Annotated in this window: 12 protein-coding genes; 11 read left to right on the top strand and 1 reads right to left on the bottom strand. The window is 39.9% G+C overall.

What is annotated here, in order from left to right; genetic code table 11:
* Positions 1–208 precede the first annotated feature (208 nt).
* The 5 genes from adh to CD33_RS11030 all read left to right on the top strand — a co-directional run bounded on the left by adh (position 209) and on the right by CD33_RS11030 (position 5,879).
* A complete protein-coding gene (adh, locus tag CD33_RS11050) occupies positions 209–1,729 on the top strand; it encodes an aldehyde dehydrogenase (protein WP_036200988.1) in 1,521 nt (506 codons plus the stop codon).
* A gap of 24 nt (positions 1,730–1,753) precedes the next feature.
* Entirely contained in the window at positions 1,754–2,107 is a 354-nt protein-coding gene (locus CD33_RS11045; RefSeq protein ID WP_036200815.1) for a DUF779 domain-containing protein, read from the top strand.
* 160 nt (positions 2,108–2,267) lie between these two features.
* On the top strand, positions 2,268–4,175 hold the full coding sequence (locus CD33_RS11040; RefSeq protein ID WP_036200987.1) for a copper amine oxidase N-terminal domain-containing protein: 1,908 nt from the start codon (positions 2,268–2,270) through the stop codon (positions 4,173–4,175).
* 122 nt (positions 4,176–4,297) lie between these two features.
* Entirely contained in the window at positions 4,298–5,269 is a 972-nt protein-coding gene (locus CD33_RS11035; RefSeq protein ID WP_140422959.1) for a DUF4003 family protein, read from the top strand.
* Between the two features lie 103 nt (positions 5,270–5,372).
* Positions 5,373–5,879 carry an acyl-CoA thioesterase gene (locus tag CD33_RS11030; RefSeq protein WP_036200809.1) on the top strand — a complete coding sequence of 169 codons (507 nt, stop codon included), beginning with the start codon at positions 5,373–5,375 and terminating at the stop codon, positions 5,877–5,879.
* A 69-nt stretch (positions 5,880–5,948) separates the two neighbouring features.
* Here the strand turns inward: CD33_RS11030 and CD33_RS11025 are convergent, their stop codons facing one another.
* Positions 5,949–7,259 carry a globin-coupled sensor protein gene (locus CD33_RS11025; protein WP_036200807.1) on the bottom strand — a complete coding sequence of 437 codons (1,311 nt, stop codon included), beginning with the start codon at positions 7,257–7,259 and terminating at the stop codon, positions 5,949–5,951.
* Positions 7,260–7,491: 232 nt separating this feature from the next.
* On the opposite strand from CD33_RS11025, the gene CD33_RS11020 reads away from it, so the two are divergent.
* From CD33_RS11020 to CD33_RS10995, 6 genes are all read left to right on the top strand, one after another.
* Positions 7,492–7,722: a hypothetical protein gene (locus CD33_RS11020; RefSeq protein ID WP_036200805.1), complete on the top strand. Its 231-nt coding sequence runs from the start codon at positions 7,492–7,494 to the stop codon at positions 7,720–7,722.
* Positions 7,723–8,025: 303 nt separating this feature from the next.
* Positions 8,026–8,331: a DUF4870 domain-containing protein gene (locus CD33_RS11015; RefSeq protein WP_036200803.1), complete on the top strand. Its 306-nt coding sequence runs from the start codon at positions 8,026–8,028 to the stop codon at positions 8,329–8,331.
* A 269-nt stretch (positions 8,332–8,600) separates the two neighbouring features.
* Positions 8,601–9,065, top strand: coding sequence for a CtsR family transcriptional regulator (locus tag CD33_RS11010; protein ID WP_036200802.1), 465 nt, complete (start codon positions 8,601–8,603; stop codon positions 9,063–9,065).
* 67 nt (positions 9,066–9,132) lie between these two features.
* A complete protein-coding gene (locus CD33_RS11005; RefSeq protein WP_036200799.1) occupies positions 9,133–9,687 on the top strand; it encodes a UvrB/UvrC motif-containing protein in 555 nt (184 codons plus the stop codon).
* A complete protein-coding gene (gene mcsB, locus CD33_RS11000) occupies positions 9,684–10,784 on the top strand; it encodes a protein-arginine kinase McsB (RefSeq protein WP_036200797.1) in 1,101 nt (366 codons plus the stop codon). Before CD33_RS11005 ends, mcsB begins: the two co-directional genes overlap by 4 nt.
* Positions 10,774–13,221 carry an ATP-dependent Clp protease ATP-binding subunit gene (locus CD33_RS10995; protein WP_036200795.1) on the top strand — a complete coding sequence of 816 codons (2,448 nt, stop codon included), beginning with the start codon at positions 10,774–10,776 and terminating at the stop codon, positions 13,219–13,221. Before mcsB ends, CD33_RS10995 begins: the two co-directional genes overlap by 11 nt.
* The last annotated feature ends 106 nt before the right edge of the window (positions 13,222–13,327 follow it).

Here is a 13,327-nt window from a genome sequence, read left to right as displayed (position 1 = left end):
GTTGGTTCTCTTTTAAACACTATGTTCTTTCTACCAGTTTATCTGTTTGTCGAAAAGATTTCTTTTAAAAAATAGAAGTTTTAGATATATTTTCGCAGCTCAAACAATATATATTACTAAATACCTTTTAGATTGGGGTACTTCGGTGTAAAGGTATTGGAAGATTAATAGTTGAAAAGGGGAGACTATAATTATGTCAGTATTAACAATGGCTTATGCATTTCCTAACACAGAAGGCGCGATTATTAATTTCAAGGATCGATATGACAATTATATCGGGGGTAAATGGACACCACCTGTTAGAGGGCAATACTTCGAGAACGTGACACCAGTTACAGGGAAGGCTTTTACCGAAGTTGCTCGTTCAACTGAAGAAGATATTGAGTTGGCATTGGACGCAGCACATGAAGCGAAAGAGGCTTGGGGTAAAACATCTGTAGCAGAACGTGCCAATATTTTAAATAAGATTGCCGATCGAATCGAAGAGAATTTGGAATTGTTGGCTGTTGCCGAAACTTGGGAAAATGGGAAAGCTGTTCGCGAGACGTTAAATGCCGACTTGCCGCTTGCTGTTGATCATTTCCGATACTTTGCGGGAGCTATTCGTGCACAAGAAGGCGGACTGAGCCAAATTGATAACGATACGGTAGCATATCACTTCCATGAACCTATCGGTGTAGTAGGACAAATCATTCCATGGAATTTCCCTTTACTAATGGCTGTTTGGAAATTGGCACCTGCACTTGCAGCCGGAAACTGTGTAGTATTAAAACCTGCGGAGCAAACACCGACATCCATTATGGTGTTAATGGAGTTGATTGAAGATTTATTGCCACCGGGGGTTGTGAATATAGTGAATGGATTTGGATTAGAGGCTGGAAAACCACTTGCTTCCAACCCGCGCATCGGGAAAATTGCCTTCACTGGTGAAACAACGACAGGTCGTTTAATTATGCAATATGCCTCACAAAATATTATTCCGGTAACACTTGAATTGGGTGGGAAGTCACCAAATATCTTCTTTGAAGATGTAATGGATGCAGATGATGAATTTCTGGATAAGGCAATTGAAGGCTTTGTACTATTTGCACTAAATCAGGGCGAAGTATGTACTTGCCCATCCCGTGCATTAATCCAGGAATCTATTTACGATAAATTTATGGAACGAGCATTAAAGCGTGTGGAAGCTATTAAAACGGGAAATCCATTGGATCCAAGTACGATGATGGGTGCCCAAGCATCTTCCGAGCAAATGGAAAAAATCCTGTCTTATTTAGATATCGGCAAGCAAGAAGGAGCACAGGTGTTGGCGGGTGGCGACCGCAATGCTTTGGAAGGGGACCTGGCAGATGGCTATTATATCCAACCAACTGTCTTTAAAGGGGATAACAGCATGCGTATCTTCCAAGAAGAAATCTTCGGTCCAGTCGTTGCGGTGACGACGTTTAAAACAAAGGAAGAGGCGTTGGAAATCGCTAACGATACACTTTATGGACTAGGTGCAGGCGTTTGGACACGCGACATGAATACTGCTTACCGCTTTGGTCGTGGAATCGAAGCGGGTCGTGTATGGACGAATTGCTATCACGCTTACCCGGCACATGCTGCCTTTGGAGGCTATAAAATGTCCGGTGTAGGACGTGAAAACCATAAAATGATGCTGGAACACTACCAACAAACAAAAAACTTGCTTGTAAGCTATAGCCCTAACAAACTTGGCTTCTTCTAATTCATTTAAAAAAGGGGGGCTCATGTGGTTGAACGTGTAACTGCTACTGATGCCGCACTTGAATTGATTGAAAGGTTAAAAGAGAAACACGGCCCCATTATGTTCCATCAATCTGGCGGGTGCTGTGATGGTTCTTCGCCCATGTGTTATCCAGAGGGAGATCTAATTCTTGGGAATGCGGATATTCTGCTTGGTGAGATTGGCGGTGCCAAATTCTATATGCACAAAAGCCAGTTTGACTACTGGAAGCACACGCAGCTGATTATTGATGTTGTGGAAGGGCGGGGTGGAATGTTTTCATTGGAAGGTGTAGAGGGAAAACGCTTCCTTACACGTTCTAGGGCATTTACTCATGAGGAACTAATCACATTGCAATAATGGAAAAGCATTCTTCCCTTTTTCGGGAGGAGTGCTTTTTTTCGCGGAAAAGCCTGCTATGTTAAAGGGGTCAATAGAACGATTTTCATCCAAAAGGACCAAGTTTAAAAATACATATGATAGGATTATAAGTAAAAAAAGGAGTTCTTCAAAAGAAAAAATGAATTATATTAAAAAGTTCGGTATTATAACAATGCTAGTCGCTATGTCACTTTTTTTGTTCAGCCATGAGAAAGCATTAGCCAGCCAATATGCGGGCAATGGGATTTATCTAAAAAATAATGTGACGATTGTCGTTAATGGCAAGAAGGTCACTTTTAATGCGCCAATAGTAAACAAGTCTGGTTCACTGTTTTTACCCATGAGGGACTTTTATGAAATCATCGGTGCAACTGTAAATTGGGATAAGAAGACATTGACGGCCAGTGCCGTGAAAGATGGAAGCAAGGTGGATGTAACATTAAATTCAAAAAAGGCCAAAGTTAATGGGACTACGGTTTCTGTAAGTGTTGCCCCGTTCATATACAAAAATAGAACTTATGTACCGATTCGATTTTTGAGTGAAAACTTCGGTGGAGACGTAATATGGAATTCAAAGTCGCAAAGGGTAGATATTGCTTTTGATGACAAACCGCAAAACGATTCCGAAATGAGTGACCCATATTATTTACATATAAATAATAAACGAATCATAATGGGTGATCCCATACTTTCGAAACTGGGCAGATCTTATATTCCGGCACAGTATTTCCATGAAAATCTCGAAAATTCTTCAGGAAAGTGGATTTCAGATCAACAATTTGAATTACAGATTTCGGGATTGATTTTTGTTTTTACTAACGGAAGCAATAACGTTCTGGTCAATAATGAAACAGTTACAATAAACGAGAAACCATTTAAACAGTCCGGCAAAATGTATGTTCCTGTGCATTTCATCGTGAATGCATTCGGACCGGGCGGGAACTTGAGATATCTTGAAAAGCAGAAAGAAATGTACATATATTTGTACGAGTATATGTTCACAAGCGAGTTTCTAGAAAAATCCTTTGGTTCCACAAAGGTGCCACAGGCAACACCAAATGCCAGTTTAACGGGTAATCGTACATTATTGGTAAGTGATAATCCTGAGTCATTAACTCCTAATTTAATATCAAATTCAACTGCCACACTTTCACAACAAAAGGTACAATCTACCGAAGCGTTGAATGAGCATCGAGTTTTTGGATGGCACCACAATAACCTTGGAAGAGATATAGTTCTAGGAATTACTATAGAAAATACTTCGACAACAACAAGTTTGAAAGTAACAAAGTCGGAGGGAGTATTTAAAACAAGCGGGAACAGTTGGATTAATTATGATATAGGATTACCAATTGCTGATGGCGTTCTAAATGACAAGCTAAATCAATCCGAGAGCAATGGAGTCACGATCGGTCCAGGTGAAACGAAAATCATAGAATCATATGATTTGTATAATACGTATATTATCGGGTTCCTTCATGATTTGGATATTCAGCCAATCGGCAGCAGTGAAAGCAACTATATAATTCGAACAGTACTTTCTAAAAGTAACGAAGATTTGACTTCAATTCATTCGGAACCGGTGCCTGTGAATCCTCAAGCGCCGCATCCGAGAGGTGTTTGGTCAAGCTCAACGATACTTTCGGAGTTTCCAACTTACACAATTGGTACTTCCGAGGTAGGCTACAGCATTTCAAATGGAAAAACAGACCATTTACTCAATGAAGAAAGTTCCATGCAGCATCCTAATGGAATAATGGGGAATTCGGGTCATTTTGGCATCAACTATTTGGTGAATATCCCGATAGATAACCCAACTGGACAAGCCCAAAAGGTAAAACTGAAATTGTCTGGACGTGGTGGATTCTATAGTGGGGCCATTAAAATAAATGGACAAGTCTATTTGATTCCCACACTAAGACCGGGAACCGAGTATTTAGAGCTTCCTGGCCATTTGGTGCAAGGCAGTTCTGAAGTGATTCGTCTCGAAGTAATGCATGCCGGTGGAAGCAATTTGCCGCTAGCTATCTATGTAGAGACGGAATAATACAAAAAAAGAGATGAATCTAAAATAAAAGAAGCCTTTTGCTGGAATTTACTAGCGAAAGGCTTTTCTTTTTGAAACTATTTAACCCATTCGGCGTAGAAAAAGAAGGGAGTGATTTTTTTATGAAAGATGACCAATTTATAAAGGCGTTTATAGATAATTATAATCGTATTTTTAATTATACTGGTGGTCAAGATCTTCAGTTAATGCTTTCTCTTGCTAGCAAATACACACTCGCTAAAAGGCAATTTAGCGGGGTCGCATTGGAAAAGGTCTTGGAGAGGATTCGAAACAAGGGCAAAAACTCTTTGCCGGTACAGTTGGAATTAAGAACGGGTTATAAACTCGCCTACCATCTCCTTTGGCACGAGGATATGGAAAAGGAAGTTCAAAATATAATAGTGAAGGACGGAATGTTGAATCAGGCGAGATTTAAAAAATCGGCACATCGTATTATAGGGGCATTGTTTTTACAACAAAATCAGTTGGAACACGCACAAAGAGCGAAGAGATTGTTTGATGAAATGAACCGAAACCAACGTATCCTCACGTCCAAAGAAGATATTCCTTATGCGGTTTTTCTGACTACCGATTCGAATGAACAGCCAAAGAAACAGGCGGATACAATTCTGAAATATTACAATGATTTGAGGAGTAACCATTTTACGATGGGCAATCATCTTCAAGCGTTAGCCCAGATCATGACGGTCTATAGTTCGGACTACAATAAGTTGCTGCTGCAATACGTGGTGAAGCTAAGGGAGGAACTACTGGAACGTGGAGTAAAAGTAAGAAAGCTTCATTATCCTTATTTGGGTGTGCTGGCCTTGGCTGCAACGGAAGAATCGAAAATGGATGAAATTTCATCTCTATACCATCATTTGATTAAAGAAAAAATTTTCAATAACGGAAAAGACTATGCATTAATTGTTGCGATTCAAAAAATTGTAAAAGATGCCCTTGAAGTCCAAAATTTAATTGATATTACATCCTTAACGAACATAATTGAATTATTTGATCTCGTCGAATTTGTTTTAGATATTGGCCCGGTTTTCCCATCTGGAATTTCTGAGGTGATTGACTTTTTTAATTAATAGGATACTCTACATAAGAGTGAGTACTACATTATAGTGATACAATAGTTTTAAGTGCAAATATAATTTTGATATCACCGAAGAGGAGCAGTGGAGGGTCAATATGACAAATGAAGTGCCGATAAGTTATTCTCGTTCTTTTAAGACACACCTTGTATTACCGCCAGATACAAATCATCATCATTCCATATTCGGAGGAAAAGTATTGGCTTATATCGATGAGATTGCAGCCATCACCTCTATGAAGCATGCAAAATCCGAGGTAGTAACAGCTTCCTTTGACTCCGTTGACTTTATATCTCCCGCTTACGCTGGGGACATTCTAGAATTAGAAGCCATGGTTACATCGACAGGGCGTTCTTCGATGGAAGTTTACGTCCGTGTGATGGCACAAAACATTAAAACGGGTGAACTTAAACTTACTACAGAATCATTTGTCACAATGGTGGCAGTTGATGAATCCGGAAAGCCTATACAAGTCCCGAAAGTCTATCCTGAAACAGAACGGGAACGCCAGCTTTTTGAAACGGGAACGACTCGCAGGGAATTGCGGAAAGCCAAAAGGCAAAGTACGCTGGAACGTAGAAGATTATTGGAAAACCTTGAATAAAAGAGAGAACCTTCCCAATCCTCGTATCGGATTGGAGAAGGTTCATTTTATTAAACGATAGAGCCATTATTAATCGGTTAATTCATGTACAACGCTAAGCAAAGAGTCTGATGAAGAGGAGACTTGTGATGCGCTGTCTGTTAATCCGTTGATCAATTGTGAAATCTTCGTGATATCTGTTGTTGTATTTGTATATTGTTCTTTAATACCAGAGACTGCTTTTGCGATCGAGTTAAAAGATTCTTCCAAGCTTTGCTGGGTTTGCACACTTCTTTGTACTTGAACATCAACGTTATTGACTGAGGTAGTCATACTTTCAATGTTTGACTCTGTTTCATGGATTAAATGAGAAACGTTTGAAACTGCGCTTTTCGTTTCTTCCGCTAATTTTCTCACTTCCTCCGCCACTACCGCAAAGCCCTTCCCATGCTCTCCGGCACGTGCAGCTTCAATGGATGCATTTAATGCCAATAAATTTGTCTGGTCCGCAATCCCTGTTACAAGTGCGACAATTTCGGAGATTTTTTGAGATGAAATACGTAAATTGCTCATAGACTTTTCGAGCGTATCTACACTTTCCAAAATTACATGCATCAACTGGGTTTGTGTTTCTAACTGAGTTTTTCCGAGCTTCGATTTATCCTCCGTATCCGCAACGAAATCCAATCCTTGATTTGTAGCTGTTGCAATACTTCCTGATTGTGAAGAAATGCCATATAGAGAAGCTGTCGTTTCTTGACTGATCGCATTTAATTCGGCCGCAGTATTTTGAACTGTGGAGAGGATTGCATTTTTGATTGCCTCATCTTCCATACGGATCCTTTGCTGCTCGGCTTCATAGGCTTTGATAACTAGTTGCTGTTCAAAATTGATAATTTTAGAGAAAGCATTGATCGCCTTTAGAGAATCGTCTTTCGAAAGATCCAGCTCACTAATAAAATTTGTAAAAGCGGTCGTCAGGGATTGGAACGCGCTTAAATACCATTCCGACTCCAATCCAATGCGTACATGGGTGGCAGCGATCGTAGTTCTCCGTTTTATATAATCATCATCAATCTTGCTGTCGAAAATTTCAGATAAATGTTTTGATAATTTTACTTTCAGCCGTTCAATTTTCGAATGCTGATTAATAATACCCATGAGATGAGGGCTCTTCATCAGCACATCGTAAAATTGGTTGACCATTTCCGGAATAAATTGTTCTGTAAAAGGTTTCAGCTGTTTTAATATCGCTAAATCTTCCTTTGTTAGGTTGATCAGTTGAAGTTGATCCATTAAAACAGGGTGGGCAGAAAGATTTAATTGAACATCATTTATGTATTTATCTACTTCGAAGTAATGGGAATTACGTTTTTGTAGATTCTTTCTAAAGATAGACATTATATTCTCCGTTCTACTATTATATGTAATGATACTTTATATCCATGATACATTAAGTATGTTGACATATGCCACAAAGATTTGAGATTAATATATTGAATAATCATTTATTTGATTAATGAATGTACCTCAATTTGTATTTTAAATTTATCCCATGTAAAATACGAGGTGTTCGGATAACGAAGAAATGTCAAATGTAATATAGATTAAAAATAGTAAAGGAAGTTTGAGAATGGAGAAACGCCGGTTTAAATTTGTCATTCCATCGATGGTGATTGTTTGTGTTGGGGCGATAATGATGTTAAAAAATTACTTTCAAGAGGTTTCAACAAGGGATGGCGTTTTGCTCGTGGTCATTGCAACGCTTTTCTCTGGATTCATTGCTTATATTCTATTCCCGCACGACGATGAAAAAAAGCCAGATCCGAAGCCGGTGGGAACAAAGAAAAAAGACTTTAAATAACGATGCCCGTATTTTTATACAAGTCCCGAGAGTAGTAGGCGTAGTCGATATTTGACTTTGTCCATACGCTATTTAGGTATCCCTTTAATGAAGGTGCCCGGACTATCTTGAAAAACTAGGCAGACAACCAACGCAGGATGAAAGCGTTTGTCAACAGTCTGTGCCCGCATGTGTTTATGCGGGTTTTTTTGTTGGCCATCATAGATTCCTAAAAAAACAAAGTTAATTTGAAACCATTTTTAGATTTAGCCGTAAAAGTACTATATACAAAAATGACTATGTAAAAGAAAGGTTGATCGATAGATGGAAAGCAAATGGGGCAAGGTAATTATACATGCTAGTGCATTTTTCCTGCCGGTTCTGGTACCAATTTTGTTCTTCTTATTAAGCTCGGAAGAGGAAATAAAGCGACTTTCGATTCAGGCTTTATTATTCCAGGCGGTCATGTGGGTTTTAATTCTAATTTCAAGCTTCCTAAGTGTAATTTTAATTGGAATCCCGTTTTTAATTGTTTTTGGAATCATGACAATTATTGTTCCGATTATAGGAATTGTAAAAGCACTTATTGACGAGCGATGGAATTATCCGATTGTCGGTCGTTGGGTTTAAGTATAGGAATTGTAAATAGTAGGGTTTAGATTGAAGAAAGTAACATCATACTTAGAAGTGAACCAAAAGTAATTGTTAAATACTTTTTGGGCTATTTCTTAATCGCGATGTTCTTGGTGAGTATATATAAGAGGTGGTCTCGATTCAGTATGAGGCCGCCTTTTTGTTTTGAAAAAGCAGAGGCATTTGATTTGCATTTTAATATTGATGTTTATATAATATAGTCAAAGATAGTCAAAGTCAGTAAGCGATTGGGGTGAGGAATAAAAATGAGAAATATATCTGACATCATTGAAGGTTATTTGAAACAAGTTATCGAATTAGGTGGTCAAGATCATATCGAGATTAAACGAAGCGAGTTGGCAGATAAGTTCCAATGTGTGCCTTCCCAAATCAATTATGTGATCAATACAAGATTTACTGTTGAAAGAGGTTATCTTGTTGAAAGTAAACGAGGAGGCGGAGGCTATATTCGAATCCTTCGTGTTAAAGCCCACTCCAAAATGGATTTGCTGGAGGATATGATAAGCCAAATCCATCATGGTGCGACACAGGCAATGGCAGAAGATATTATTTATCGTTTAATCGATGAACAAGTTATTTCAAAACGTGAAGCGAAACTAATGCTTGCTGCAATCGATAGGTCCACACTTCGATTGCAATTACCGATCAGGGATGAGTTAAGGGCCTATATACTAAAATCGATGTTGACCACATTAAAGTATGATAAATAAATGAAGAGTGAACCTTTAAAACTCGTTATAAATTTCTCTAATAACATTTCAAAAAAGGGGTGAGGTCATGAATTGTGAACACTGTAAAGAGCGGCTTGCAACAGTAACAGTTACACAAGTAGTAAATGGCCAAAAAAGTGAAAAACATTATTGTGAAGTATGTGCACAAAGTTTTCATCCTTTTAATTTAGATTTTCACAAGGAAGAACAAATTCCGATTCATCAACTTGTTTCTAACTTATTTGGATTGCCGGTGTGGAATAGCGGAGCACAGGAAAAGGCGCCATCAACACCTAAGAAAAGTGATCAATGCCCGACTTGTGGATTTACGTTCCGTAAATTTTTGAATGAAGGAAAGCTTGGTTGTCCACAATGTTATGAAACCTTTGGAAAACAACTTCCGTTAGTTCTATCAAAAATACAGGCGGGGACAACACATAGTGGGAAGGCCCCCGGCAAACCGAATCATCACAACGAGTGGATCAAAAAGCAAATCGATTCCACCCGTGAACAGTTGCAACTTGCCATTCATGAGGAGCGTTTTGAAGATGCCGCCGAATTGCGTGATGAGATTAGGGAGCTGGAGAGAAAGTTGGAACGTGGGGGTGTGGATGCACCATGAATTTAGAACATTTTTTAAAAGGTGAGGCACCAGGTTGGATGGATGTAAAAGGACTTGATGCAGATATCGTATTAAGCACACGCATTCGATTGGCAAGAAATCTAGATGGATATCGTTTCCCTCTAAGTTTTACAGAAAATGAGGCACATCAGATTGATGTAATGATTAAAGAAGCGTTACAGTCAATCCAGAATGATGAACATCGATTTTCACATTTTACCGTTAAGGAAATGCCTGCCTTGCAACGGCAAGTCCTGGTTGAAAAACATCTGATTAGTCCGCTTCTAGCCAAAAAGGAAAAGTCCGCTTCCGTCCATCTATCAAATGATGAAACAATAAGCATTATGGTTAACGAAGAAGACCACTTACGGATTCAATGCTTGGCACCAGGGCTGCAGCTTGCAGAAACCTATGCGGATGCCTCTAAACTTGATAGTAAGTTGGAAGAACATTTGCCCTATGCATTTAATGAATCATTTGGTTACTTAACAAGCTGCCCAACGAATGTTGGAACAGGACTCAGGGCATCGGTCATGATGCATTTGCCGGCTTTAACCATGTCGAAGCAAATAAAAGTGGTTACCCAGATGCTTGCACGATTAGGAATGGTTGTTAGGGGTATATACGGAGAAGGCAGTGAAAATCTGGGGAATATATACCAAATATCCAATCAAATAACTTTAGGGAAGTCGGAAGAGGAAATCTTAAAGGACTTGCAAGAGGTCGCATTACAAATTATTAAAAATGAACGCGGGGCTCGGGAGGCATTATTGAAAAATTCTCGAATAATATTAGAAGACCGCTTTAATCGTTCGTTAGGAAACCTTAAGTATGCACGGATCATGACGAGCGAAGAAGCTGCTGCTTGTTTATCAAACGTTCGCCTCGGAGTGGATATGGGCATCATTAAAGAAGTGCATTTAAATGTATTGAATGAATGCATGATCCTTATACAACAAGGTTTTGTACAACAATATGCAGGTACAACTCTTCAAGCGGGCGAACGGGATATGTATAGAGCGAAACTGCTGCGTGAGAAGCTGAATTTAAATAATCAAATGATAAAGGAAAAAGGAGAGGAAAGATATGATGTTTAACCGTTTTACTCAACGTGCACAAAAAGTACTGCAATTAGCACAAGAAGAAGCTATTCGCTGGAAACACGAGTCCATTGGAACTGAACATATTTTACTTGGCCTTATTCGTGAAGGTGGGGGGATTGCAGCCAAAGCATTGGAAGCAATTGATGTAAGCCCGCAAATTATTGAATCAGGAATCGAAGAACTTGTTGGAAAAGGGGCAAAGGATGTTGGCCCGATTGTTCATTATACGCCGAGAGCGAAAAAAGTGATTGAACTATCGGTAGACGAGTCCAGAAAACTAGGCCACGCTTATATCGGGACAGAGCATATCTTGCTTGCTTTGATTCGTGAAGGAGAAGGAGTTGCGGCTCGAGTGCTGGCTAATGCTGGGGTGAGCCTAAACAAAGCGCGTCAACAAGTGCTTTTATTGCTTGGGAACAATGATGCAGCCCAAAATGCGAGTAACCCTACACAATCAGTGAACACACCGACATTGGACGGGTTGGCTCGAGACTTAACAGCGATTGCCCGTGAAGGTTCATTGGATCCTGTAATTGGACGCAGTAAAGAAATTACTCGTGTAATCGAAGTACTTTCACGCCGTACAAAAAACAACCCTGTCCTAATTGGTGAACCTGGGGTCGGAAAAACGGCAATAGCAGAAGGACTGGCGCAGCAAATCGTAAACAATGAAGTGCCTGAAACGCTTCGTGATAAACGAGTGATGACATTGGATATGGGTACGGTTGTAGCTGGAACGAAATATCGTGGTGAGTTTGAAGACCGCTTGAAAAAAGTGATGGATGAAATTCGTCAAGCAGGGAACGTGATTCTATTTATTGACGAGCTGCACACATTGATTGGTGCCGGTGGTGCTGAAGGGGCAATCGATGCTTCCAACATTCTAAAACCTTCTTTGGCACGGGGTGAACTACAATGTATCGGTGCAACAACATTGGATGAGTACCGAAAATATATCGAAAAAGATGCTGCCCTGGAGCGACGTTTCCAGCCAATCCAAGTAGATGAACCATCTGTGGATGAAACAATCCAAATCATTAAAGGCTTACGTGATCGATATGAAGCGCATCACCGTGTGAAAATTACAGATGAAGCGGTTGAGGCGGCAGCAAAATTATCCGATCGTTACATTTCAGATCGCTTCTTGCCGGATAAAGCGATTGACCTGATTGATGAGGCCGGCTCAAAAGTACGCTTACGTTCATTCACGGTCCCACCAAATTTAAAGGCTTTAGAAGATAAATTGGAAGGTGTTCGCTCTGAAAAAAATGCAGCTGTATCTAGCCAAGAGTTTGAAAAAGCTGCTGCTTTAAGAGATACGGAGCAAAAAATTAAAGATGAATTAGAGTCAACAAAGAAAACGTGGAAAGAGAAACAAGGTAAAGAAGAGTCTCAAGTTACTGTAGAAGACATCGCAATAGTGGTCTCGATGTGGACTGGGATTCCTGTTTCAAAAATTGCCCAAGAAGAGTCGGCAAAACTTCTTAACCTTGAAGAAGAATTACACAAACGCGTCGTTGGCCAAGGCGAAGCTGTGGAAGCAATCTCCCGTGCAATCCGCCGTGCTCGTGCAGGGCTTAAAGATCCGAAACGCCCGATCGGTTCATTCATCTTCCTTGGACCAACAGGGGTAGGGAAAACGGAACTTGCTCGTGCGCTTGCTGAGGTAATGTTTGGTGACGAGGACGCCATGATTCGAATTGATATGTCCGAGTACATGGAAAAACATTCAACTTCCCGTTTAGTTGGTTCACCTCCAGGTTATGTAGGGTTTGACGAAGGTGGCCAGTTAACGGAAAAAGTTCGCCGAAAACCTTATTCTGTTGTATTGCTTGATGAAATAGAAAAGGCACATCCGGATGTGTTCAATATTCTACTTCAAGTTTTGGATGATGGTCGTTTAACAGATTCCAAAGGCCGTACTGTGGATTTCCGTAATACAGTAGTCATTATGACATCCAACGTCGGTGCCGATGCACTTAAATATCAAAAGTCACTCGGCTTTGGTGTGGCCGCTAATGGGGCATCAACGAAATACAAAGATATGAAAGGTACAATGCTTGAAGAGTTGAAAAAAGCATTCCGTCCGGAGTTCTTAAACCGTATCGATGAAATGATTGTGTTCCACTCTCTGGAAAAAGATGAATTAAAACAAATCATCGCATTGATGGCCAAATCTCTTACTAACCGCCTAAGAGAGCAAAATATCGAGCTGGAGCTAACAGAAGCTGCGCTTGAGAAAATTGCGGAAGAAGGATACGATCCACAATATGGTGCACGCCCATTACGCCGCGCGCTGCAAAAACATGTTGAAGACCGTCTATCTGAGGAAGTGTTGAAAGGTACAATCAGCACAGGCCAAAGCGTCGTAATTGATTATGCTGATAATGAATTTATCGTGCTGCCGAAAAGTGCTGTGCTAACTAAATAATTTGAATTCAGAGCGGTTGACCGATGAAACGGTCAACCGCTTTTCTTTATAGTGTGGATAGTAGAGATTTGCTTTGCTTTTTTAAAATGACTCGATCGCTGCTTAT

The sequence above is a fragment of the Ureibacillus sinduriensis BLB-1 = JCM 15800 genome (assembly GCF_000772955.1).
Lineage (GTDB): Bacteria > Bacillota > Bacilli > Bacillales_A > Planococcaceae > Ureibacillus > Ureibacillus sinduriensis.
Note: the sequence above shows the minus strand (reverse complement) of the source record. Positions and strands in the feature narration are given on the sequence as shown.

Excerpts from the sequence above, each read along its gene's own strand:
- adh (WP_036200988.1), top strand. The coding sequence starts at position 209 with ATGGCTTATGCATTTCCTAACACAGAAGGCGCGATTATTAATTTCAAG.
- CD33_RS11040 (WP_036200987.1), top strand. The coding sequence starts at position 2,268 with ATGAATTATATTAAAAAGTTCGGTATTATAACAATGCTAGTCGCTATG.
- CD33_RS11035 (WP_140422959.1), top strand. The coding sequence starts at position 4,298 with ATGAAAGATGACCAATTTATAAAGGCGTTTATAGATAATTATAATCGT.
- CD33_RS11030 (WP_036200809.1), top strand. The coding sequence starts at position 5,373 with ATGACAAATGAAGTGCCGATAAGTTATTCTCGTTCTTTTAAGACACAC.
- CD33_RS11025 (WP_036200807.1), bottom strand. The coding sequence starts at position 7,259 with ATGTCTATCTTTAGAAAGAATCTACAAAAACGTAATTCCCATTACTTC.
- CD33_RS11020 (WP_036200805.1), top strand. The coding sequence starts at position 7,492 with ATGGAGAAACGCCGGTTTAAATTTGTCATTCCATCGATGGTGATTGTT.
- CD33_RS11015 (WP_036200803.1), top strand. The coding sequence starts at position 8,026 with ATGGAAAGCAAATGGGGCAAGGTAATTATACATGCTAGTGCATTTTTC.
- CD33_RS11010 (WP_036200802.1), top strand. The coding sequence starts at position 8,601 with ATGAGAAATATATCTGACATCATTGAAGGTTATTTGAAACAAGTTATC.
- CD33_RS11005 (WP_036200799.1), top strand. The coding sequence starts at position 9,133 with ATGAATTGTGAACACTGTAAAGAGCGGCTTGCAACAGTAACAGTTACA.
- mcsB (WP_036200797.1), top strand. The coding sequence starts at position 9,684 with ATGAATTTAGAACATTTTTTAAAAGGTGAGGCACCAGGTTGGATGGAT.
- CD33_RS10995 (WP_036200795.1), top strand. The coding sequence starts at position 10,774 with ATGATGTTTAACCGTTTTACTCAACGTGCACAAAAAGTACTGCAATTA.